The sequence below is a fragment of the Vitreoscilla filiformis genome (genome assembly GCF_002222655.1).
Lineage (GTDB): Bacteria > Pseudomonadota > Gammaproteobacteria > Burkholderiales > Burkholderiaceae_C > Ideonella > Ideonella filiformis.
This window is the reverse complement of the sequence record NZ_CP022423.1, coordinates 3,408,140-3,430,394: the sequence shown is the minus strand read 5'-3', so window position 1 is coordinate 3,430,394 and position 22,255 is coordinate 3,408,140. Positions and strand designations below refer to the sequence as shown.

General features: G+C 63.3%; 19 protein-coding genes. 10 read left to right on the top strand and 9 right to left on the bottom strand.

Annotated elements, in window-relative coordinates:
* The first annotated feature begins 9 nt into the window (after nt 1-9).
* From VITFI_RS16065 to VITFI_RS16035, 8 genes are all read left to right on the top strand, one after another.
* Complete coding sequence (locus VITFI_RS16065; RefSeq protein WP_089417849.1) at nt 10-1,332, top strand: DUF2325 domain-containing protein; 1,323 nt, start codon at nt 10-12, stop codon at nt 1,330-1,332.
* Nucleotides 1,329-1,529: a hemin uptake protein HemP gene (gene hemP / locus VITFI_RS16060; RefSeq protein WP_089417848.1), complete on the top strand. Its 201-nt coding sequence runs from the start codon at nt 1,329-1,331 to the stop codon at nt 1,527-1,529. Before VITFI_RS16065 ends, hemP begins: the two co-directional genes overlap by 4 nt.
* Complete coding sequence (locus VITFI_RS16055; protein ID WP_089417847.1) at nt 1,526-2,590, top strand: alpha-hydroxy acid oxidase; 1,065 nt, start codon at nt 1,526-1,528, stop codon at nt 2,588-2,590. Before hemP ends, VITFI_RS16055 begins: the two co-directional genes overlap by 4 nt.
* 1,082 nt (nt 2,591-3,672) lie before the next feature.
* Nucleotides 3,673-4,818 carry a hypothetical protein gene (locus tag VITFI_RS16050; RefSeq protein WP_089417846.1) on the top strand — a complete coding sequence of 382 codons (1,146 nt, stop codon included), beginning with the start codon at nt 3,673-3,675 and terminating at the stop codon, nt 4,816-4,818.
* Nucleotides 4,819-4,834: 16 nt separating this feature from the next.
* Nucleotides 4,835-6,253 carry a cytochrome P450 gene (locus VITFI_RS16045; protein WP_089418212.1) on the top strand — a complete coding sequence of 473 codons (1,419 nt, stop codon included), beginning with the start codon at nt 4,835-4,837 and terminating at the stop codon, nt 6,251-6,253.
* A gap of 4 nt (nt 6,254-6,257) precedes the next feature.
* The gene (locus VITFI_RS16040) at nt 6,258-6,605 is read left to right on the top strand and encodes a hypothetical protein (protein ID WP_089417845.1); all 348 of its coding nucleotides are present in this window, start codon (nt 6,258-6,260) and stop codon (nt 6,603-6,605) included.
* A 10-nt stretch (nt 6,606-6,615) separates the two neighbouring features.
* A complete protein-coding gene (locus VITFI_RS18045; protein ID WP_157725728.1) occupies nt 6,616-7,854 on the top strand; it encodes an alpha/beta fold hydrolase in 1,239 nt (412 codons plus the stop codon).
* Nucleotides 7,851-9,146 carry a glycosyltransferase gene (locus VITFI_RS16035; protein WP_157725727.1) on the top strand — a complete coding sequence of 432 codons (1,296 nt, stop codon included), beginning with the start codon at nt 7,851-7,853 and terminating at the stop codon, nt 9,144-9,146. Before VITFI_RS18045 ends, VITFI_RS16035 begins: the two co-directional genes overlap by 4 nt.
* Here the strand turns inward: VITFI_RS16035 and VITFI_RS16030 are convergent.
* The 6 genes from VITFI_RS16030 to VITFI_RS16005 are packed head-to-tail and all read right to left on the bottom strand — an operon-like array spanning nt 9,133 to nt 15,223.
* Nucleotides 9,133-9,921, bottom strand: a complete 789-nt coding sequence (locus tag VITFI_RS16030) for an enoyl-CoA hydratase (RefSeq protein ID WP_089417843.1) — start codon at nt 9,919-9,921, stop codon at nt 9,133-9,135. The genes VITFI_RS16035 and VITFI_RS16030 overlap by 14 nt on opposite strands.
* Before the next feature lie 56 nt (nt 9,922-9,977).
* The gene (locus tag VITFI_RS16025) at nt 9,978-11,078 is read right to left on the bottom strand and encodes a DUF3108 domain-containing protein (RefSeq protein WP_089417842.1); all 1,101 of its coding nucleotides are present in this window, start codon (nt 11,076-11,078) and stop codon (nt 9,978-9,980) included.
* 6 nt (nt 11,079-11,084) lie between these two features.
* Nucleotides 11,085-12,845 carry a M61 family metallopeptidase gene (locus VITFI_RS16020; RefSeq protein ID WP_089417841.1) on the bottom strand — a complete coding sequence of 587 codons (1,761 nt, stop codon included), beginning with the start codon at nt 12,843-12,845 and terminating at the stop codon, nt 11,085-11,087.
* The gene (locus tag VITFI_RS16015; protein ID WP_089417840.1) at nt 12,842-13,309 is read right to left on the bottom strand and encodes a DUF3429 domain-containing protein; all 468 of its coding nucleotides are present in this window, start codon (nt 13,307-13,309) and stop codon (nt 12,842-12,844) included. The genes VITFI_RS16020 and VITFI_RS16015 overlap by 4 nt, the downstream gene beginning before the upstream one ends.
* 42 nt (nt 13,310-13,351) lie before the next feature.
* Nucleotides 13,352-14,077: a DsbC family protein gene (locus VITFI_RS16010; protein ID WP_089417839.1), complete on the bottom strand. Its 726-nt coding sequence runs from the start codon at nt 14,075-14,077 to the stop codon at nt 13,352-13,354.
* An 18-nt stretch (nt 14,078-14,095) separates the two neighbouring features.
* Entirely contained in the window at nt 14,096-15,223 is a 1,128-nt protein-coding gene (locus tag VITFI_RS16005; RefSeq protein WP_198301537.1) for an FAD-dependent monooxygenase, read from the bottom strand.
* A 97-nt stretch (nt 15,224-15,320) separates the two neighbouring features.
* On the opposite strand from VITFI_RS16005, the gene VITFI_RS16000 reads away from it, so the two are divergent.
* Both VITFI_RS16000 and VITFI_RS15995 read left to right on the top strand, forming a co-directional pair.
* On the top strand, nt 15,321-15,998 hold the full coding sequence (locus VITFI_RS16000) for a hypothetical protein (RefSeq protein ID WP_089417838.1): 678 nt from the start codon (nt 15,321-15,323) through the stop codon (nt 15,996-15,998).
* A gap of 205 nt (nt 15,999-16,203) precedes the next feature.
* Nucleotides 16,204-16,401 carry a transposase gene (locus tag VITFI_RS15995; RefSeq protein ID WP_089417837.1) on the top strand — a complete coding sequence of 66 codons (198 nt, stop codon included), beginning with the start codon at nt 16,204-16,206 and terminating at the stop codon, nt 16,399-16,401.
* A 579-nt stretch (nt 16,402-16,980) separates the two neighbouring features.
* Here the strand turns inward: VITFI_RS15995 and VITFI_RS15985 are convergent.
* The 3 genes from VITFI_RS15985 to VITFI_RS15970 all read right to left on the bottom strand — a co-directional run bounded on the left by VITFI_RS15985 (nt 16,981) and on the right by VITFI_RS15970 (nt 22,249).
* Nucleotides 16,981-17,412: an RHS repeat-associated core domain-containing protein gene (locus VITFI_RS15985; RefSeq protein WP_232476637.1), complete on the bottom strand. Its 432-nt coding sequence runs from the start codon at nt 17,410-17,412 to the stop codon at nt 16,981-16,983.
* 396 nt (nt 17,413-17,808) lie between these two features.
* Nucleotides 17,809-18,753: a tlde1 domain-containing protein gene (locus tag VITFI_RS15975; protein WP_198301535.1), complete on the bottom strand. Its 945-nt coding sequence runs from the start codon at nt 18,751-18,753 to the stop codon at nt 17,809-17,811.
* A gap of 229 nt (nt 18,754-18,982) precedes the next feature.
* Complete coding sequence (locus VITFI_RS15970) at nt 18,983-22,249, bottom strand: RHS repeat domain-containing protein (protein WP_089417832.1); 3,267 nt, start codon at nt 22,247-22,249, stop codon at nt 18,983-18,985.
* Nucleotides 22,250-22,255 lie beyond the last annotated feature (6 nt).

Here is a 22,255-nt window from a genome sequence, read left to right as displayed (position 1 = left end):
GTTCGACGCATGGATCACGTGTTCACCCCCCCACCGCCTTCGACCGGTGAGTCGCTCTTGGCGGCCATGGCCGTTCCTTTGGATGTGATGCCCCCCACCGAACCGCGCTGGAGTTCACGCCGACGCCGCATTTGGGAGCTGGGTTCGCACGCACACTGCCCCGTGATCGGGGTGTGTTTGCCCATCGCCCAGGTGCGCAAGCTCATGGACAAAGTGCTGGGCGGCCAAACCCTGGCCAATGACTACGAGTTGCACTGCGGGGTCAATGCCGAGTGCCGCACGCGCAACCCGGTGGCGGAAGCTGTGAACAAGGCGCTCGATCAACGCTACGAGCGGGCCTTGCGCGAGGCCCGGGCCCTCAAAACCACCGAAGCGCTGACGCAGTGGTGGCAGCAAGGGGCCACCAGCGGACACAGCTTGCCCGGCACGCTGTGGGCCACCCTGACCCATCCGCGCTGTGACACGGCGTTGGAAGAGCGGGTGTTGCAAGCGGTTCACATGCTGCAACACCAAGCCGGTGCCGCCGACCGGGCCGATCTGGCGCGACTGGAAGCGCTCACGCATGAAAACCACGTCCTGGGGCGAGAACTGGCGGCGGCACAGCAACGCACCACCCGCCAAGCTGACACGCTGAACCGCCGCATCGAGCAGCAACAAGCCGAGTTGATGCGCTTGCGCGCCGAACTCATGCGCCGCGACACGTTGTTGGCCTTGGCGCAGGAGGATTTGCACAGCCTCGAAGCCCGTGTGCCGGAGTTGCACAGCCGCCAAGCGTTGAGTGACCAGGTGGCGCAACAACTGGAGCGTCTGCAAGACCTGGAGCGCAACGCCCTGCGCGCCCGCCACGAAGCCCAGCGCGAACGCCACCGGGCCGACACTCTGCAAGCCGAGTTGGAGCGCCTGCGCCCGCCGTCGCCCGAGGCTGAGGCGCTCGCATCGACGGGGGCCGAGGTGTGCGTCTCGGTGGATGCGCTGCGCCGCGAGCTGGCCGAGCGTTCGGTGCTGTGCGTGGGCGGGCGACAGGGCAGTGTGCCGGTGTATCGCCAGCTCATCGAGCAAGTCGGTGCCCGTTTTCTGCACCACGACGGTGGCGAGGAAGACCACGCCGCCCGCCTCGATCACACCTTGGCCAGCGCCGATTTGGTGATTTGCCAGACCGGCTGCATCAGCCATGAAGCGTATTGGCGCGTCAAAGATCACTGCAAACGCACCGGCAAACGCTGTGTGTTCGTGGACAAACCCAGCCGCGCCAGCCTGCAACGGGCCTTGACCCATCTGGGTGATGCGCCTCTCGACGCCAGCGCGCCCACTTTTTCCTCACCGCACCCATGACACCGCCGCCCGTTGACTCCCCCGCCCACCACGCGCCCCCCGTTGAACCCGCTCCCCACGTGCGTGCCTCGGCGGAACTGCCTCGCTGGCACAGCACCGAGCTGCTGGCCCATGGTGGTGAAGCCCGCATCCTGCACGGCGATCAGGTTTACCGGCTGCGGCTGACCGCGCTGGGCAAACTCATCCTCACCAAATGAGTGCCTCGCCCGCCCCGGCTTGGGTGAATCTGCACGAACTGGCCGAACACGCCCGCACCCGCCTGACGCCCGCCGCTTGGGCGTATTTCAGCGGCGCGGCAGCCGATGGCCACACCTTGGCCGCCAACCGGGCCGACTGGGACGCCCTGCGCCTGTGGCCGCGTGTGCTGCGCCCACTGACCGACAGCGACACCGCCATCGAGCTGGCGGGTCAACGCTGGGCGCATCCGATCGGGCTGGCGCCGGTGGCGTTTCAACGCTGGGCCCATCCCGATGGCGAGATGGGCAGTGCCCTGGCAGCGGCGGCGCAGGGGGCGGGTTTGGTGTTGTCCTCGCAATCGAGCGTGGCGGTGGAGCATGTCGCCCGAGCGATGTGTGAGCCGGGCGCCGGGCCGCTGTGGTTTCAGCTCTACTGGCAACGCGAGCGTGCCCACACCCTGGCGTTGGTGCAACGCGCCGAGGCCGCTGGCTGCCAAGCCCTGGTGTTGACGGTCGATGCCCCCGTGCAAGGCGTGCGCGATGCCGAGCGTCGCGCCGGTTTCCAACGACCACCCGGGGTGAGCGCGGTTCACCTGGCCGATTTCCCCAGCCCTCAGGCCGACTTGCCCACCCTGTTGGCCCAGGCACCGACCTGGGATGAGGTGACGTGGCTGGCCGCCCACACCCGTTTGCCCCTGTGGCTCAAAGGCGTGTTGCACCCCGACGACGCCCGCCAAGCAGCAGCCACCGGGGCGGTGGCGGGGCTGATCGTCTCCAACCACGGCGGGCGGGTGTTGGACACCACCGTGTCCACCGCGTGGGCGTTGCCGCGAGTGGTGGATGCGACGGCGTTGCCGGTGTTGGTCGATGGAGGCATCCGCCGAGGCACGGATGTGGTGAAAGCGCTGGCGCTGGGGGCCCGTGCCGTGCTCGTGGGCCGACCGCAGGTGGAAGCCTTGGCCGTCAACGGTGCGCTGGGCGTGGCGCAAATGCTGCGTTTGCTGCGCGACGAGTTCGCGGCAGCGTTGGCGCTGTGTGGATGCCGTCACCCGGCGGAGGTGAGTCGGGCGCTGCTGGCTTGAGATGGCTCCCCCTCGCAAAACAACGCCGTTTGGAAGCATGGCGGGGAGCGTGTTTCATTGCGAACCCCTCTCCCCGGCCCTCTCCCGCAAGGGGAGAGGGAGACATGTGAGACCACCCGCCCCGCAAAAAGCCCCTCTCCCCTTGCGGGAGAGGGGTTGGGGAGAGGGGGGAAACGCCTCCTTCAGATCCAGCCCCGTTTAGCAGGGGAGCGCAGCAGAGGCATGGTGAGGAACGGTTGTTGTGTTGCGAACCCCTCTCCCCGGCCCTCTCCCGCAAGGGGAGAGGGAGACATGCGAGACCACCCGCCCCCGCAAAAAGCCCCTCTCCCCTTGCGGGAGAGGGGTTGGGGAGAGGGGGAAACGCCCCAGCCATATCCAGCCCCGTTTAGCAGCGGGCGCAGCAGATGCATGGTGAGGAGCGGTTGTTGTGCTGCGAACCCCTCTCCCCGGCCCTCTCCCACAAGGGGAGAGGGAGACATGCGAAACCACCCGCCCCGCAAAAGCCCCTCTCCCCTTGCGGGAGAGGGGTTGGGGAGAGGGGGGAAACGCCTCCTTCAGATCCAGCCCCGTTTAGCAGGGGAGCGCAGCAGAGGCATGGTGAGGAGCGGTTGTTGTGTTGCGAACCCCTCTCCCCGGCCCTCTCCCACAAGGGGAGAGGGAGACATGCGAGACCACCCGCCCCCGCAAAAGCCCCTCTCCCTTTGTGGGAGAGGGGTTGGGGAGGGGGGGGAAACGCCCCCGTCAGATCCAGCCCTGTTTAGCAGGGGAGGGCGCAGCAGAGGCATGGTGAGGAGCGGTTGTTGTGTTGCGAACCCCTCTCCCCGGCCCTCTCCCGCAAGGGGAGAGGGAGGCATGCGAGACCACCCGCCCCCGCAAAAAGCCCCTCTCCCCTTGCGGGAGAGGGGTTGGGGAGAGGGGGGAAACGCCCCCGTCAGATCCAGCCCTGTTTAGCAGGGGAGGGTGCAGCAGAGGTATGGCAGAGAAAGGTCGTTGTGTTGCGAACCCCTCTCCCCCATCCCCTCTCCCACAAGGAGAGAGGGGAGCCAAGCGGTGCCACTTCCGGCCTCCCCGACAATGCGCCCATGAGTTGGCAACGGCAAGTTCTTTTCATCGGCGGCTTTGACCCCAAAAGCTCGGCCCACTATCACCGCATGTACCGTGACGCGGCCAGTCAGCGCCCGACCTCGGCAGCGGGCGAAACCGTCCACGTCAGCAAGCAGCGCCAGCGCGACGGCATCTACGCCCACTGGGAGGTGCATTGGCAGCAGCCCAACCAAGATCCCATGCACACCCGCTACACGGTCATGGGTTGGCACGACATCGTGTTGGCCCACTGGCCGCGCCACCTTGGCCGGGTGCTGCACGATTACTGGTTCGTCTACGGCCACGCCGGCCTGGATGGCACGTTTGCCCGCGTGCATCGCGCTGGCGCTTCGGCTTTTTGGTTGGCGCTGTTCCCGCTGCTGCTGTGCATCGGTGTGTTGGGTTTGGGAACCGGCCTGGGTGCGTGGTGGGGCCACATCGACGATGACGCAGCACTGCTGGGCGCCTTGATCGGATTTGGCCTGAGCGTCGGGCTCTGGCGCTGGCTGGCGCACTGGCTGGACAGTGAATGGCTGCTGCGCCTCTACGGGTTCACCTTCGCCCAAGCACGCGAACAACTGCCCGAGCTGGATCAGCGCATCGACGCTTTTGCCGATCACCTCATCATCGCCGCCCAAGCGCCCGATCTCCAAGAGTTGCTGTTGGTCGGGCACAGCACCGGCACGATTTTGGCTGCCCAAGTCATGGCCAGGGCGCTGGAAAAAGCCCCTTGGCTGGGCACGCGAGGCCCCGCGCTGTCTTTGCTGACGCTGGGGCATTGCGTGCCCATCTTGGCGCTGCAACCCCCCGCCCAACGGCTGCGCGAACAACTGGCCGCCCTGGTCGATGTGCCCCAACTCACCTGGATTGACTACTCGGCTCCCGCCGATTGGGCCGTGTTCGCCCACACCCCCCCGTGGCTGCATGGCCAGGGTCGAACTCGGCGCTTGGCGTTGTCGCCGCGTTTTCACCGTGTCCTCAGCCCCGTTCACTACCGCAGCCTCATGCCCTGGCACAAGCGTCACGGCCTGCACATGCAATACATCAAGGCACCCGACTTACCCGATGGCTACGATCCCGTCGCCCTGACGGCCAGCCCTTTGACGTTGGCCGCGCAGCATGCCTCCCACTTTCGCGCTGCCTGACGGTGGCCCTCGCACCATGAGCCGTTTCTGCCCTTACTACCCCCGTCCTGTCTCGGACAAAACCCCCGCTTGGCGCATGTTCTTTAGCAAGCGCCGCTCTTGGCTGGATGGGCTGTACGAGCGCAGCTACCACATGAAAATGGGCGAGGTGCATTTCCCCGGCGTGGATCTGTACATGGTGAACGATCCCGCCTTGGTGCGCGAGGTGATGGACAACGCCGATCGTTTCCCCAAACACGAAATGTTGGGCGAAGCGCTGCGCCCCCTGCTGGGCGACAGCATCTTCACCACCAACGGCGAGGTGTGGCAGCGCCAGCGCGATTTGATGGATCCATCCTTCGAAGCGGCGCGGGTCAAGCTGGTGTTCGGGCGCATGCGCGATGCGGCGCAGGCCATGGTGGAGCGCCTGCGCCAAGTGCCCGAGGGCGCGGTGTACGACCTCGAAGTGGAGATGACCCATGTGGCCGCCGACATCATCTTGCGCACCATCTTGTCCAAGTCGCTGGACAGCGAAGGCGCCCGGCTGATTTTTGACGCCTTCGCCCGCTACCAAGACATGGCGCCGCGCCTGATGTTGCCGGCTTTCTTCGGATTGCGTTGGCTGCGCCCGTGGTGGCAAATCCGCCGCAGCCGCCGGGCGGCGGAGGACATCCGCAAACTCATCGTGCAACTCATCCGCCCGCGTTACGACGCCTACCAAACCGCGCTGGCCAGCGGCAACACCGAGGGCGTCGAAACCGGGGGGGACATCCTGGCCACCTTGCTGCGCGTGCGCAACGCTGAAACCGGCCAAGGGTTCACGTTTGATGAGCTGGTCGATCAGGTGGCGATGCTGTTTTTGGCGGGGCACGAAACGTCGGCCAGTGCGCTGTCGTGGTCGCTGCACCTGCTGGCGAATGCGCCGGACGTGCAAGAGCGGCTGCACCAAGAGTCTCTGGACAAACTCGGCGCCGTGGGCACCGATCCGAGCGGGCTGAAGGATTTGGAACTGTCGCGCAACGTGTTCCGCGAATCGCTGCGGCTGTTCCCGCCAGTGGGCTTTTTGGTACGCGCCTCGGAAACCGGCTGCCCGCTGGGGGATAAAACCGTCAAGCCAGGCGGCTCGGTGATGATCTCGCCTTGGCTGATCCAGCGCCACCGCCAGTTCTGGGCCCGCCCCGACGAGTTCGACCCCGACCGCTACACCCACACCGAAGACACCACCCCGATGACCACCCGCGAGTCGCTCAGAAAAGCCTACCTGCCGTTTGGCATGGGGCCGCGTGTGTGCATCGGTGCGGCGTTTGCGTTGCAGGAGGCCACGCTCATCCTGTCGACGCTGGCACGTCACTTCCGCTTCGAACCCGTGCCGGGCCACCGCCCCGAACCCGTGGGCCGCCTGACGCTGCGCGCTGAAAATGGCATCCCTCTGAAGGTGTTTGCGCGGGATCGGTGAAGCAATGAAGGAACGGCTGGCGGGTTTTGTGTTGATGACGGCCATCGTGCCCCTGGCGGTGCTGGGTTATTTGCTGCTGGTGTGGGTGGGCTTTTTCGGTCGCACCGAGCGCGGTCGGGCGGGGGTGCGGGCGTTGGATCACTTCGTCAATGCCACGCTGTTCAACGGTTATGCGTGGGAGTCGGTGTCCTCGCACGCTTGGCGCGAGCGGGACAACCGCCGCTGGGCGCGCATCGTCATCCGCATGACGGACGCTTTCCAGAAGGATCACTGCCGCCGCGCCAACAAGCGCGAACAACCCATCGTCGATCTGATGCTGGCCAAGGGCTTGCATCAACAGACCATCCGCTGAAGGGTTTTGCATGAGCGCTGCCCCGCATTCTGTCCGCCGCCGCCTGGCGCTGTACCTCAGCGGATTCGATCCGCAAGGGCCAGCGCACTACCACCAGCTTTACAGCACCGAAGCCGCCCGGCAAGCCCAAGCCAGCGGCCACACCTTGGAGGTGGGCCGGCGCCGCAAAGCCAGCGAACACATCGCCTGGTGGGAGGTGCAAGGCCGCACCGATGGCGCGACCGAGCCCGTCAGCACCCGCTACGAGTTCCTGCGCTGGGACGACGTGGTGCGGGACTACTGGCCGCGTGGCCGCTGGGCGCTGTTCCAACGCACGTTGTTTGCCACGCAGGCCATGTGGGGCAACGGCGTGATGTGGCGCGCCATGAAAACATCGTGGCCGATGTTCGTGGCCATTGCGCTGCCGGGCGCCATGATCGTGCTGCTGGGGCTGCTGCTGCTCGGGCTGCTGACGGCGGCGCTTGGGTTGGCGTCTGCCGATCACATCGGTGGGACGGTGGCGCTGGTGGCGCTGGGCTTGCCGGCGCTGGCGTGGTTCGGCACTGTGGCCGAACGGCGCACCAACATGGCTTGGCTGATGCGGAGTTTGGCCTGTCTGGCTGAACAAGGCCCAGGCCAGACGCCGGATTTGGAAGCCCGCCTCGATCATTTCGCCGACCATGTGGCCGCCCAACTGCGCGCCGGCACCTGGGACGAGGTGCTGCTCATCGGCCACAGCTCGGGCGCGATGATGGCGATGATCGTGGCCGCCCGGGCGCTGCAACGGTTGAAGGCGGAAGGAGCAAAGGCGACGCCGCTGTCCCTGCTGACCCTGGGCCATTGCTCGCCCTTGTTGAGCTACCAACCCGAAGCCGACACCTTCCGCGCGGAGTTGCGCACGCTGCACCGGGCGCAAGGCACGGCGCTGCATTGGGTGGACTATGGCGCCCCACCGGATGGGTGCTGCTTCCCGCTGGTCGATCCCACGGCGCCGGCCTGGGTGGGCGCGCCCCCGCACGAACGCACCGGTGCCCCGCCCAAGCTGCTGAACCCACGCTTCGCGCAGCATTTCACCCCAGCCACCTACCAGGCGGTGCGCCAGGACAAATTCCGCTGCCACTTCCAATACCTCATGGCCACCGAGTGCCCCGGGGAGTACGACTATTTCGCCCTCACCGCCGGCCCGCTGACGTTGGCCCAACGCCACGCCGAGCGCCCGAGCGTGACGGATTTCCGCCAGTTCCAACGCCTGGGCGGCCCAGGCCTGTGAGCGGGGCCGACTTGCGTCCGCGCTACGCCATCGCCACGCTGGGCAGCGCGGGGGACTTACACCCGTTTTTGGCCGTCGCCCGCGCCTTGCACGAGCAGGGGGAGGATGTGTGCTTGCTGTCGGCTGAACCCCATCGGGACGAAGTGGCCGCCCAAGGCGTGCCCTTCATGCCGATCTTGGACGCGGCGGCCCACCAGCGCACGCTCCAGCATCCGGGCTTGTGGCACCCGATCCGGGGATTCGGTGTGCTGTGGCGTCACATGGCGGTGCCGGCCATCGATCCAACCGTTGCCGCGCTGCGCCAGCTTTGCACCGACAGCCCCCGCCCGCTGCGCGTGCTGGCTTCCCCGTTGACGGTGGGCGCTCGTCTGGCCCGCGAGCTGCTGCCGCTGCACCTGAGCACCGGCCATCTGGCACCGATGGGTTTGCGCTCCTGCGAAGACCCGATGTTCATGGGCGCGTGGCCGGTGCCGCGTTGGCTGCCCCGCCCGATGCGCCAAGGGCTGTGGGCCTTGCTGGATCGCAGCAAACTCGAACCCATGGCCGCGCCGCGCCTCAACGCTTGGCGGCTGGCGCACGGCCTGCCGGTGTTGCGCGAACCGGTGTTCGCCCGTTGGCTGCATGCGCCCGACCAAGTGCTGGGCCTGTTCCCCGACACCTTCGGCCCCATGGCCACCGACTGGCCCGTGCCCGTGTACTGCACCGGTTTTCCGCTGTATGAAAGCCACGCCACCCCGCCCGCGTTGGATGCCGCGCTGGCGGCATTTTGTGCGCCGTCACCCCAGGCGCCGCCGTTGCTGGTGGCGTTTCCCGGTTCGGCTTCGGGGGGGCGGCACGCGGCGCTGGCGGAAGCGGCACAGCATCTGGCGCAATCGGGGGCAGCACGTGTGCTGTGGCTCGGTCAAGCCGCTGATGACGCCGCGAACGCCCCCGCCCTCAGCCCCCGCGTGTGCAAACGCCGCTGGGTCAGCTTGGCGCAGGTGCTGCCGTGGGCGCAGGCGTTCGCGCACCACGGCGGCATCGGCAGTTGTGCCCAAGGGCTGGCAGCGGGGGTGCCGCAAGTGCTGTTGCCCTCGGCCTACGATCAGTTCGACAACGGCGCCCGCCTGCGCTGGATGCACGCTGGCCTCGGCTTGGCCCCGCGTGAGCAACGCGGCCCGGCGCTGGTGGCGGCCCTGCGCCAAGCCTTGGCGGCCCCGCGTGGGGCGCCGCCGCCGGACGTCACACCGTCCCGGCCCGGTGCGCCCAACGCCGCCGTGCAGGCCGTGTGTGCCGCGCTCAGCGGTGGGTGAACACGGCTTTGCGTTTGTTCAGGAAGGCGTCCATGCCTTCTTGCTGGTCTTCGGTGCCGAACAGCGAGTGGAACACCCGACGCTCGGCCTGAACGCCGCTGGACAAACCGCTTTCAAACGCCTCGTTCACGCATTCTTTGAGCAAGGCCACGCTGGGCTGGCTCATGCCGTTGATCTGCTCAGCCACCGCCAGCGCTTCGTCCATCAACGTCGCGGCCGGCACGATGCGCGACACCAACCCCGCCCGCTCCGCTTCCTCAGCGCCCATCATGCGACCGGTCAGCAGCAGCTCCATGGCCTTGGCCTTGCCGATGGCACGCGGCAAACGCTGCGTGCCGCCCGCCCCAGGGATGATGCCGAGTTTGATCTCAGGTTGGCCGAACTTGGCGGTGTCGGCGGCCAGCAGGATGTCGCACATCATCGCCACTTCGCAGCCACCGCCCAGGGCGAAACCGGCCACCGCCGCGATCACCGGCTTGCGCACTTGGCGAATCACCTCCCAGTTGCGGCTGATGTACTGGCGGGTGTGCGCTTGCATGTGGGTCAGCTTGGCCATGGCGGCGATGTCCGCCCCGGCTGCAAACGCCTTCTCGCTGCCCGTGAGGATGATGCAGCCGATGGTCGGATCGGCATCGAACGCCAACAGCGCTTGGCCCAGCTCGTCCATGAGCTGATCGTTCAGCGCGTTGAGCTGCTTGGGGCGGTTCAGGGTGATGACGCCGGTTTTCAGCGCTGCGTCACCGCGCACGTCGGTCAGGATGCATTCATAGCTCATGCCAAGTTCTCCACACAAAACAGTTGAGGGGTTCGAGAAATCACAGCGCGCCATTCTCACGGCCCTGTCGCTTGCAAGGGTGCCTGCTTGAGGGTGAGTTCCAGGTGCGTGTTCGCGTCTTGCTGCAAGCGCAGGCGCACGGGCAGGTATTGGAGTTGCGGCGCCATCCACATCTCCACGGACACTTCGTTCGGTTTGCCGCTATGAGGCCGAGGTTTGAGGTGCAGCGCTTCCACCGGCCCGATGGGCAGGAACACGGTTTCTTGGGCCACCACGTCGTAAACCCATTCGCCGACGCGGTGTGGCAGCACCAGCGGCAACCTCACCTCCGCTCCGACGGGCAGGCGCGCCGCCTGGGTGAGGAACAGCCAGGTGATTTGCACAAACTGGCTGGCCGAATCCTGCACTCCGGCGGGCGCTTGGGCGGACTGGCCGTTGGCCAAGGTCACTTCGCCATCGGGGGCCAGCAGCACCGTGGCGCGACGCAAATCCCGCAGGGCCACCTCGGTTTCTTGGTCGTAGCGGCGCGGCATGAGGCCAGTGGGGCCGATCACACCGTGGCTGATCATGCGCCGCTCAAACCACGGGGGCAGACGCACGGACACCATCACCTCATACTGTTCCCCCTGGCGGCGCCACTCGACACGCGCATCACCCTGCAACGGGCCATTACGGTAGCCTTCGAGGCGATAGTCCAGCCGAGTCGAGGGGGGCCAATCGAAGGCGGGCGCCGCTGGCGGGGCCATCTCGATCGAGGCCACCACCTCCGATGACGCAACCGAAGCCGCCCCCGCTGCGCTGGCGCCATCCGAAGCCGGCGTGGCGGACGCGGCGGTGGCAACCTCCAGCGGCGCGACCTCGGTCACCGCTGAAGCCGCTGACGCCGCAGGCATCGGAGCCGAGGCACGGGGAGCGGCCATCGGCGTTGGTGTTGCCACCGTTTGGGGAGATGGGCCGACCACCGGCGGCGCACTCAGCGCCAGCGTTTGCACGAACGCCACGTCAATGGGCGGGGGTGGGGGAGGCGCCTGGTTGCCAGCGCCCCACAGCGCCCAACGATCCCCCAGCCAGACATGGCCCAGCAGCACCCCCGCCACCAAACCCCACCACCCCAGACGCCGCCAGGGCGGGCGCCCGGCGGCGAAGGCCCGCCTCATGCCAGGTCACTCCCCCAGCCAGGCGCTGCGCCGGGCGCGGGTGGTGTCATCCAACCCGGTTTGCAACGTGAGCGAGACCGGCTGAATCGCCGTGCCTTGGGTGGGATCGAACGTCAGACGGCGCACCCGTTGGCCCCGGCCCACCAGCCACTCGCAGGCAGCGTCTGGCGCCACCCATTGGCGGGCATCCTCCAAGCGACGGACGCGCCACCCGTCCACCGCCAAAATCTCATCCCCCGCCGACACGCCTGCCGCTTCGGCGCAACTGCCGCGCAGCACACCTTTCACCACCACGCTGCCGCCGCTTTCACTCAATTTGAGGCCCCAGCGCGTGGCCCAACTCGTTTTGGTCGGCGCTTCTGTGGGGGTGTGCAGACCCATGACCGCCAGGGCAGGCGCCAAGGGCAGCTCGGCGCGGGCGTGGATCCAATGCGCCAGCTCGTCCGCAAGGGGGGGGCCGGCTTGTTCGCGCACAGCGTCCAGCACGTCGGTTTCGCACAGGCCGGTGGTGGCATGGCGTTGCCAGAGGGTGCGCATCAAATCGTCCAGCGTACCGGTGCCGGCGGTTCGCAAACGCATGTCCAGCAGCCACGCCAGCAGCGAGCCTTTGGCGTAGTAACTCACCGTGACGTTGAGGCTGTTTTCGTCGGGGCGGTAGTACTTCACCCAGGCGTCAAAACTCGCTTCGGCCACGCTTTGCACGCGCTGGCCGGGGGTGCTGGCGACGGCATTCAGCGTACGCCCCAGCGCCCGCAAGTAACGATCGACGCTCATGAGGCCGATGCGGCGCAAGAACAAATCGTCGTAATACGACGTGAAGCCTTCGAAGAACCACAACAGTTCGGTGTAGTTCTCGCGGCTGTAGTCGTAGCGCCCAAACTCCAGCGGCTTGAGGCGCTTGACGTTCCACGTATGGAAATACTCGTGGCTGATCAAGCCCAGCAAGGTTTGATAGCCCTCGGAGGTCTCGGGCTGGCCTTGGCGCGGCAAGTCGCGGCGATTTGCAATCAGTGCGGTGCTGGCGCGGTGTTCCAAACCCCCGTAGCCGTCTTCCACCACATTCAGCAGGAAGACGTAACGCTGGAAGGGCACCGCGTCGGGCGTCGCGTCCGCACCATGCCAGAAGGCGATTTGTGCGGTGCAGATGCGCTGGGTGTCGGCCAGCAGGCGCTGCGCATCAAAACGCGGCCATGCACCGGACACCACCAGCTCATGCGCCACCCCCCCCGCTTCAAACGACCCTCGCCAGAAGCGTCCCAGCTCGACGGGGTGATCGGCCAGTTCGTCATAGTCGGCGCACAGGTAGCTGTGGGCGGGGCCGTGGGCAGCCGGTTCGGCGGGGGGCATGGCCGTGGCCACGTCCCAGCCTCGGGGCAACTGCGCGATGCGCAGGGCGTGCGGCACCCCCTCCCGACCGCGCACGCTCAGGCACAGGCTGGTGGGGTTGAAGAAACCCCGCTCGTCGTCCAGGTACGCGCAGCGCACCGAGGGGTCGAAGGCGTACACCTCATACCGCAGCACCAACGCCGCCCGACCGGTGCAAGCGACGCGCCACGTGGTTTTGTCCAGCGCCACCACGGGCCGCTGGGCGGAGCCTTGCCGGGCTTGGAGACCGCTCACATGGCGACTGAACTCGCGCACCATGTAACTGCCCGGAATCCACACCGGCAGCGCCAGCACGCAATCCGCATCTGGCCGCTCCACCGTGAGGGTGACTTGGAAGCGATGGGCCGCTGGCTCGGCCACGTCGATGCGGTACTGGATCATCCGTGCGGCCTTCCTGCGGCGCCCAAGAAGCAAAAGAACGCTGCCAGCGCACTGAGGCGGAAACGCAGCGTCAACCAATGCGCCATGCCGTTGGCGACGTACAGCTTGCGATCCATGGCGTAACACACCAGCAGCATCGCGCCTTCGACCACCAGCCCGGCGCTGGGCGGCATGATCACCCCCAACCAAGCCACCAGCGGCGGCACCATGGCCCAACCGAAGGAGCGCGGCCCGAGCTGATCGGCCCGCATCGCCAAACCCCAATGGATGCCACCGAGGAACGCGATGATCACCCCCGCGTAGGCCGACAGCGCCAGCGTCACCCAATACTGGGCCTCCGCGTGGCGCCCCACCAGCCACACCAGCAGCGCCCCGACCCCGAACGGAATCAGCCCGAGGTTGCCGTATTTGCGGGCAAGATGAGGCGGTTCGAGGACGTCAGGCAGGGTCGTGGTGGTGTTCATGGGCGGCGATTGTCGCTGTTACAGACCGACCCTGAGCTGACGTCAGGGCTTGCCCGTGGCCGCTTGCATTTGTTTTTCGATCTGCGCAGCGGGCACAGCGCCCGGTGCCCGACTGCCATCCTCAAAGAAGATCGCCGGGGTGCCGTTGATCTTGTGTTTGCGGCTGAAGGCCAGGTTGCGTTCGATGGCCGCCACGTCGCACTTGCTGTCCATGGTGCGCGGGGGCACGGCGCCTTCCAGCATCCACGAGCGCCAGGCTTTGAGGTTGTCTTTGCTGCACCAGATGTCGCGGGCTTTGGTTTGCGAGTCGGCGCCGAGGATGGGGATGACGAAGTTGTAGATCGTCACGTCCTTGAGCGTTACCAGGTCTTTTTCCAGGCGCTTGCAGTAACCGCAGTTCGGATCGGCAAACACCGCGATTTTGCGGCTGCCAGTGCCTTGCTTGACCACGATGGCGTCTTTGATCGGCAGGGTGGCAAAGTCGATGGCGATGAGTTTGTCCACCCGCGCCTTGGTCAAATCTTGTTTGGTGCGGGTGTTGAACAGCGAGCCTTCGATCAGGTGATCGCCGTTTTCATCAGCGTAGAGGATGTCCGTGCCCATGCGCAGCTCGTAGAGGCCGGGGATGGCGGTTTTGCTGATCTCGTCGATCTTGGGCAGGTTGGGCATGCGCTCGGCCAGGGCCTTGCGGATGGCCTCTTCACCGGCATAGGCGCTGGCGCCCAGACACAAGCTGGCCCAGACCAGCGCCTTGAGGGAAGTGTTCATGCAATCATCCTTGAAACATCAGACATCGAGCGCACGGCTCACCAGCCAACGCTTGAGCGGGGCCAGCCGATCCACCAGACCCATGCCCCGGTTACGGAGTTCCCGCAGCGCCGGGGCTTGGCAAGAAAAGAGCTGCCACAGCCCATCGGTGGCTTGTCCCATGGCCCACGTGCCGAAGGTGCGGCGACGGGCATAACGACGCAGTAGGGCTTCATCCCCCAAACTGCGCCAGCTTTCGCGCTGCGCGACCACCTCATCCAAAGCGATCACATCGGCCAACCCCAGGTTGAGGCCCTGCCCAGCCAGCGGATGCACCAGATGCGCCGCGTCGCCCAGCAACGCCCAGCCTGCGCCGCACACGCTGCTGGCGTGGGCGATGGCCAACGGCCACACGGCGCGCTCGCTGGCCAAACGCAGCGTGCCCGCCGCGCCGCCGGTGACTTCGTTGAGGGCTTGTTCAAACTCGTCCACCGGTGCATCGCGCCAGGCCAGGGCCTGGGCTTCGGGCAGCGACCACACCAAACCGTACGACACCTGCGCCTGTGGCCGGTCGAAGGGCAGCAAGGCGAAGATGTCCGGCGCACGGAACCATTGCCGCGCCAGCCCTTGGTGCGGGCGATCGGCCACCAAGCGAGCGGCCACGGCGCTGTGGCCGTAGGCGTGACGCTCGAAGGTCACCCCCAGCTTGGCGCGCTCCTCGGACAGCTTGCCCTCAGCGATCAGGGTGAGCGCCGCCGGCCCCGGTTCGGCACTGACGCTGATGCGCGGGTTGTAACGCACAGCCGCTTCGAGTGTGGTTTCCAGCTCGGCAGCATCGACGATCCACGCCAGCGCTTCGACCGCTTGCTCCCACGCGGAGAACTGCAAGGTGCCTTGTGCATCGCCTTGGATGTGCATGTCCAGCACGGCGGTGCGGGCGTCGGGAGGGAGGGCGTCCCAGGCGCGCAGCCGGGTCAGCAGCGCGACCGAGGCCGGATTGAGGGCGTAGGTGCGCACATCGGGGGTGTCGGGCCCGGCCAGCAGCGCGGCGGCAGCGGGGCGCCGCGCCTGCAAACCAACTTGCAAGCCCTGGTGGGCCAGCGCCAGCGCCATGCAGCGGCTGACGATGCCGGTGCCAAGAATGCGTGCGTCAAGAGGGGTGCTCATGGCGGCGGCATTGTAGGGAAGCCCCCTTCATAATCGGGCGGCTGGGTGAAGGCGTTTCTGCCCAGCGCTACACCATGTTCATTGAGAGGAATTCATCATGCGCACGTTCGCTTCGCACAAGGGCTCTTGGATTGTGGCGTTCAGCTTGGCTTTGGGGGGGCTCACCAGCAGCCATGCCGGCTCATTTGGCTTGCCGTCACTGCCCTCTTTGGGCGGTTCATCGAGTGTTGAAACGCAGGTCAACTCGTTTGTGAGTTCGGTGAAGGCCGCCAACCAGCAAGTGGCGCGTGGCGCGGTTCAATTGTTGCAAGTGATCTCCACCCCGGCGCGTTCCGCCGCACTGCAAAAGCAATTGGACGCGATCAATGGCCTGTCGGATGCCAACGAACAATCCACCAAGGTGGCGGAATTGACCAGCAGCGTCAGTGCCGAGCTGACCAAGATGCAGCAAGATCCCAAAGTGCAAGCTGCGCTCAAAAAGAGTTCGTTTGAGCAGAAGAAACAATTCGCGCAGGGCGTGTTCGATGTGTCCATGGGCATGTACCAACTGACCGATTTGCAAAGCAGCGGCCCGGGCATCGTCAGCAGCGCCTACAACAACCCGCTGGACGCCACCAAGGTTTTGGCGGTGAAAGACGCCCTGCCGGGCATCAGCAGCTTGCTGACCAACGGCAAGCCGATCGTGGACAGCGCCGTGGCCCTGGCCCGCGCTGCGGACATCAAACTGTCCCTGCCGACCAGCTCCAGTTCGACGTTCGACTTTCCCGGCAAGTGATCCGACGCGCCTAGAGCCTGTTAACGCAAATTGACGAGGCAGTGGATCTGGCGTGAGGCTGTTGCAATGCAACTGACTCGCGAGCAATTCGATCAGATCGAAGCGATGGGCGGGCCGCAGGAGGCTGGTGCGGTGCTGTTGCTGATAGACAGTGCCTATGAGGGGAGGCCACGCACAAACTTGCCGAGCAGCTCGGCAAGTTGCGGTGGTGCCGCCCAATCCGCAGCGCAAGCAGCCGTGGGTGCTGGACAAGCAGCGGTATCGGCGTCGTAACGAGGTTGAGCGGCTGTGTCGCAGATTCAAGGCCTGGCGTCGTGTATTCACCCGCTACGACAAGCTCGACGTCATGTTTGCCGCATTCATCACCGTGGCACTCGTGGCCGAAGCTCTTCGGTTGCGTTAACAGGCCCTAGTAGCGCTCCGCAGCGTCACCGATGTTGACCCCCGGTTCAACTCCGCGAGTAGGCAATGAACACCTGGCATGTCGGACTTTTCTTTTATAGACACCAGAACCTTCTGCTGTCGAGTGGAATCCATATTGGTTCTAAACATCTGAACGTATGACATCCGCATTTGTCGATCTCCAGCCAGCGCGCCCATTAATGCCCAGTGCTCCGCCATTGGCTCAACGCCATCGGATGCTGCGCGCTTGTAAAGTGCGCGGATAGCCGCCACGTCTCCACGTTCGGCGGAGGCCATGAGGACCTGAGCATCAGGGTCCATCTCTTCGCAGCACTCGCGATCGCGAACTAAAGCAAATGAGCCTAATATGATAGTCAGCAGTGCTAAGCAAACTGCTAGCAGAGGTTTCTTAGCAAGCATTTTTATCGTCCTAGGTTGTAAGTGATCCACATACCGGGTGTCAGACCAATGCCTAGCGAAGTACCGGGAATGCTCAGCATATTCCAAACACCCGCGTCAAAGGGGCCGAACGACGAGGACTGACCGTTAGGTGCTGTTACCGGAACATTGAGTTGGCGACTTAGATCCATCGCGATGTTTGTTTTTCCTCTGCTGGTCCTGCATGCATCAAGCTTAATTGGCATTCCGGGCGTCCATTTGCCACTTCCTTTGATAAACGCAGCAAGGCGCGATGCGTTCTCTGGTTCACAGTAGTTTGGCTGCCGTGCGAAATAATGGCCAACAAACCTGGTGTATCCGGCGCAGCCAATGCAGCGGCGTAGTTGGCATCAGTGGGTTTGAGAAGGATCATCTTTTCGAGACCATCCGGGTCAATGGCGCCTATCGGGTTTGCGTCCACATATGCATACGTGTTGATTCCGCCTTCAAGCCCAATCGGATCCGACTGCACATAACGCCCAAGACCCGGGTTGTAATCCCGATGCCAGTTATAAAACCACCCCGACTCCACATCCGCCACCTGCCCCGGCATGCGTGGGTTGTACGTAAACACGCCCAAGTTACTCGGGTTCGTCCCAGGCTGCACCTGTACGAAGCGTGACCACCCCAAGCGTAAGTGGGGGAGCCACGCATGATGCATGCAGATCACAAATGAACGAAGGGCCGCGTCAGCAGCCCCTCGTTTAGCTGTTGCCCAGTACGCTTCTTCTCACAACCGAGGCCGCAGCAACTATCGCAACACACAATGTCAAGCACAGCAACCAAGCCGACAAGAACTCGATCTCACTTGCACGCTCTTGCGATTTAACCTTGAAGACAACCATCAAACCATCGCCCAACCAAACCGGCATCAACGGCCACAGCGCGGGTGTTCGCACGAAGACCACAGCCATTGCACAGGAGCCCAGGGCAATCAATGTCCCAATTCCCATGACGCGTTTGCTTATCATCACCACGGCTCCCCAATAGTTGGCCGATAAATCAGGATCGTTCCATAGTACTTGATATTGGTTCCAGAAATGATCCCCGTCTTGGTTCTCAACAAAAGCTTCCTGAGTCGATCGTAGTCAGCTTGCTTGTTCAATGTCACACATCCAAAGCTGTTACCTCTAGAACCTTTTGGGTGCAACCGAATCTCTCGCCGCATCACTCCTTTTTCGACCGTGTCGTCACCGGGAGTTCCGTCATCGCGATATAGCGCAAACCATTCATATTTGCCGGTCACGAGTGACATCACGCGCCCACCAATGCCACCTTGTGGCCGATCAACGATGTAGTACCAGCCAGTAGGCGCTGCACCTATGCCAGCTTGTGTGGTCGAATTCGGGTCGTTGCGATACGGTGGATTTCCTGAGAACGCCGGATAACTATCTCGGCACCCACACTCCAGGCTACTCACCGGTTCCGAGTTCAGCTCCAGCATAAAGTGCTCAAGCAAGCCCGTTGGATCAACTCCTCTCGTAGGGTGCGACCCCACGTAGGAATAGTTATTCGTCCCACCCAGGAGCCCAATCGGATCCGACTGCACATACCGCCCAAGACCCGGGTTGTAATCCCGATGCCAGTTATAAAACCACCCCGACTCCACATCCGCCACCTGCCCCGGCATGCGTGGGTTGTACGTAAACACGCCCAAGTTACTCGGGTTCGTCCCAGGCGGCACCTGCCCAAAGGGCTCACCACTGCCCCACAGCCACACAAAGGCCTGGTCACTCGGGCGCACGATCACCCGCACACTGTTCAGGTGATCCGCGTACGCATAATACACACTGTTCTTCCCCAGCTCCGGCTGAGTTAATACTGCCACGGGTTGCTCATCTAAATAAACCGTCTCGTAAACAGCCTTGCCCGTAGCATCATACTCACCCAGCAAGCGCCCAGCCTCGTCATACACGTAGTACGCTACCCTCGTCGGGATCATCCTCGCTAGCGGCGCAACCGGAAGTAGAGCCAACCAGCCTCCATCACCGAAACCACTGCGATACCGCAGGCCGCCGGCACGAACGTAGCGCCAATAAGCGAGTAATACGCCGAGACGCTGGAGACCCCGACAACAACGACGTGAAGTGCCCAAGTCAAAACGGGGTTGTCGACCGGGCTCAATCGACGATTCGGAGTGAATTTCACTTTGAGCACTCGCATTCCGTACGGTGAACATCGGGCAAGTTAGACATTTTGTCACCCAATATGCTTCTCAATACTTGTTCGGTAGTCGATGCATTCGCGCGATCAATGTTATGTAGTGCGTCTCCCATCCCCGCGACAAGACCGAGCGACAGCCCCCCGTAGGGGCCAAGTCCTGCAATTGCGCTAGTAACTCCACCGGCTGATAGCCTCCCTCCGAGATAGGCTTTGTGGTTATCGGCCCAGGCCTTGGCCTCATGCGCTGCCTGGCTTGCTATTTCCCGGTTGGATAACGCACGCAACGCAGCAGCCAAGGTAGCCTCGTTCTCAACGGCACGCTGTTGCACGCATAACCCAGAAAAACCAGATCGACGGTACATGTGAATCGCCGCATTCCCGAGGCCACCGTAGTAGGAACCATATCCTTCGAAGAAGTTGACAAGCCCAGGAGGCAGCGAAGGCCAATCTGCGGGATTAGTTACATCGAAAAGCCCGTAGGGATCGATGCCGCTGATCGGGTTACCTCCGACATACGCATACGTGTTGATTCCGCCTTCAAGCCCAATCGGATCCGACTGCACATAACGCCCAAGATCCGGGTTGTAATCCCGATGCCAGTTATAAAACCACCCCGACTCCACATCCGCCACCTGCCCCGGCATGCGTGGGTTGTACGTAAATACGCCCAAGTTACTCGGGTTCGTCCCGGGCGGCACCTGCCCAAAGGGCTCACCACTGCCCCACAGCCACACAAAGGCCTGGTCACTCGGGCGCACGATCACCCGCACACTGTTCAGGTGATCCGCGTACGCATAATACACACTGTTCTTTCCCAGCTCCGGCTGAGTTAATACTGCCACGGGTTGCTCATCTAAATAAACCGTCTCGTAAACAGCCTTGCCCGTAGCATCATACTCACCCAGCAAACGCCCAGCCTCGTCATACACGTAGTACGCTACCCCTGTCGGGATCATGCTCGCAGGCCCACTCTTGTATACACGTTGCTCCAGCGCGTTGTAGCGATACTCGTAGGTGCTACCCGCTCGCACCGCGCTGCTCAAGCGTCCGCGTGCAGAATAATTGTAGGCTCCTTTATTATCTGCCCTCAAATTACCAGAAGAACTGTACCACTGCGCATTTGTGCCCGTAGCGGATTGAACCGAGGTATAGCGGTTGCTCGATGGATCAACACTGTGTGTGTAATTCACGCCATTCACGCTTAACAGCGTCCGGTTGCCGCTGGCATCGTAGCCGTACACATAACTGTGACTGCCATCCGGGCGCTTGGCGCTGGTGATGCGCCCTAGCGCGTCATGGTTAAACACCAAGTCCCAGTCCCCTACTGCTGAGGCGGATGTCGTCGCGTGCTGGTACGCCGCAATATGACCCACCGCATCAAAACTCAGCGTGCGCATTACCCCTGCCGCTGCCCCCGTTCCCTTCGGGTTTCCAAGTGGATAACTTACCAACCGACCATGACCATCAAAACTACGCTGGTACAGCACATTACCCGTACCCCACAGCCAAGAGCTGGGTTGCTGATCCGGGGTGTAGGTCACCGCATTGAGTACGTTGGTTTGCACTCCATTGGCCGCCACCACACTGACAGAAACCACTCGCCCAACAGTGTCATACGCGTACACTGCCTTAGCTCCGCTCGGATAGGTCAACGTTTGAAGCTTACCGTTAGCGCCGCCGCTCGAACCCCATGCGTAGCCAACGCTAAAAACTTTGGCCGCAGGTCCAACCGTCTGTTTCTTATTTAATACATGGCCAAAACCATCGTAGGTGTAGCTTGTGCTGCCTGATTCATCAGTCATCCCCGTCAGGCGCCCGATACCGTTGCTGCCTTGGTCATACATAAAACTTGATCCCTGGCTGCCGCTGTACGCTATCGTACTTAGCCGCGCCAGCGCGTCGTACGTGTACGTCGTTACCTGACCACGCGCATCCGTCTGCGTCTTGAGTAGATTGTTATCGTAAAATGTGCGTGTCGTCGTTGCCGTGTCAGGGCTGACTTGTCGTGTCGTACGATCCAAACCGGTGTTGACGTAAGACGTCACCAAACCCCTCGGATCCTCCACCGAGGTTACTTGATCGCGCAAGTCATAACCTATAGTAATTTGTGGTTGCGCAGCCCCACTGACCGGCGCTGGTAGTGCCACCATAGTATTCCGCTCTAGGTTGTCATACGCTTTGACTGTTTTTGCCGAATTGGCATCCACGATACCTGTTAAATTGTCCTGGGCATCGTGAAGATACGTCCATGCCCCATCGGGCGGTAAAACCATCCCGTCTGCGCTGACTTGCACCAAGGTCGCCGCTGACGTACTGGGCACGTACATGCTGTCGCCTGAGTAACTGGCCGTGATTGAATGCAACCCGACTGGCATGCTGGGTACAACCAGCGTCGCAACATTATTAATCACTGATGCGTTCGTTGCCCCCGCGCTGTTTTTGAGTACTGTGCCGCCATCCCGGAAAACCACATTTCCTGATAACAATATACCTGTCACCGAAGTCATCCGTGCGGTCAATGCTACCGGCGTTTTAATCGCAGGGTGCGTGTTGGACGTCGTCACGACCACCGCCACATTCAATCCCTTGACCACTACAGTCACCCCACCTGATGATCCGCTACTCGTTACGTCTCCACTGTAGATGGCTGTGTAAGTATGCCCTCCTGTCGTACCTGTCACAGCCCAAGATGCCTCACCATTGAGCAGCGGTGCACTGCCCAGCACAACGGCGCCTTCTTTAAATTGAACCGACCCAGTAAGAGATGTTCCTCGAACACTGGCCACCAAATAAAATTTGGTTCCCGCGTTGCCCGATACACTCGGTGTACTCGTTAGAGTCGTCACCGTTGGCTGAATATTAACGGTCTCTTTTATTGTGCCAGAGATGCTTGTCGCATGGCTTGCATCCCCACCATAGGTAGCACTCAAAATATGGTTTCCCAGTACAGGGAAACTCATTGTGAGTGTTGCCTTTCCGGCGCTCAGGGTTGAAGTTCCTAGCACCGTCGTTCCATTTTTAAACGTGACGACGCCGCTCGCTGTAGCTGGAAGCACCGTGGCCGTTAGCACGACGCTTTGCCCATACACCACTGGATTAGCCCCACTCGTCAGCGTGGTCGTCGTTGTCGTTGCCGCTAGAGCCAGTGCACCTACCACCCCCAACAGTACTCCGACCACGCACCCACGCACAAGGCGCATTAAGCGATCGCACACACGCAGCACTTCTCGGACATTTAGCATCACCATTTCGGA

What these genes read in the sequence shown, in the direction of transcription:
- VITFI_RS16065 (WP_089417849.1), top strand. Translation starts at nt 10, where the DNA reads ATGGATCACGTGTTCACCCCCCCACCGCCTTCGACCGGTGAGTCGCTC.
- hemP (WP_089417848.1), top strand. Translation starts at nt 1,329, where the DNA reads ATGACACCGCCGCCCGTTGACTCCCCCGCCCACCACGCGCCCCCCGTT.
- VITFI_RS16055 (WP_089417847.1), top strand. Translation starts at nt 1,526, where the DNA reads ATGAGTGCCTCGCCCGCCCCGGCTTGGGTGAATCTGCACGAACTGGCC.
- VITFI_RS16050 (WP_089417846.1), top strand. Translation starts at nt 3,673, where the DNA reads ATGAGTTGGCAACGGCAAGTTCTTTTCATCGGCGGCTTTGACCCCAAA.
- VITFI_RS16045 (WP_089418212.1), top strand. Translation starts at nt 4,835, where the DNA reads ATGAGCCGTTTCTGCCCTTACTACCCCCGTCCTGTCTCGGACAAAACC.
- VITFI_RS16040 (WP_089417845.1), top strand. Translation starts at nt 6,258, where the DNA reads ATGAAGGAACGGCTGGCGGGTTTTGTGTTGATGACGGCCATCGTGCCC.
- VITFI_RS18045 (WP_157725728.1), top strand. Translation starts at nt 6,616, where the DNA reads ATGAGCGCTGCCCCGCATTCTGTCCGCCGCCGCCTGGCGCTGTACCTC.
- VITFI_RS16030 (WP_089417843.1), bottom strand. Translation starts at nt 9,921, where the DNA reads ATGAGCTATGAATGCATCCTGACCGACGTGCGCGGTGACGCAGCGCTG.
- VITFI_RS16025 (WP_089417842.1), bottom strand. Translation starts at nt 11,078, where the DNA reads ATGAGGCGGGCCTTCGCCGCCGGGCGCCCGCCCTGGCGGCGTCTGGGG.
- VITFI_RS16020 (WP_089417841.1), bottom strand. Translation starts at nt 12,845, where the DNA reads ATGATCCAGTACCGCATCGACGTGGCCGAGCCAGCGGCCCATCGCTTC.
- VITFI_RS16015 (WP_089417840.1), bottom strand. Translation starts at nt 13,309, where the DNA reads ATGAACACCACCACGACCCTGCCTGACGTCCTCGAACCGCCTCATCTT.
- VITFI_RS16010 (WP_089417839.1), bottom strand. Translation starts at nt 14,077, where the DNA reads ATGAACACTTCCCTCAAGGCGCTGGTCTGGGCCAGCTTGTGTCTGGGC.
- VITFI_RS16005 (WP_198301537.1), bottom strand. Translation starts at nt 15,223, where the DNA reads ATGAGCACCCCTCTTGACGCACGCATTCTTGGCACCGGCATCGTCAGC.
- VITFI_RS16000 (WP_089417838.1), top strand. Translation starts at nt 15,321, where the DNA reads ATGCGCACGTTCGCTTCGCACAAGGGCTCTTGGATTGTGGCGTTCAGC.
- VITFI_RS15970 (WP_089417832.1), bottom strand. Translation starts at nt 22,249, where the DNA reads ATGGTGATGCTAAATGTCCGAGAAGTGCTGCGTGTGTGCGATCGCTTA.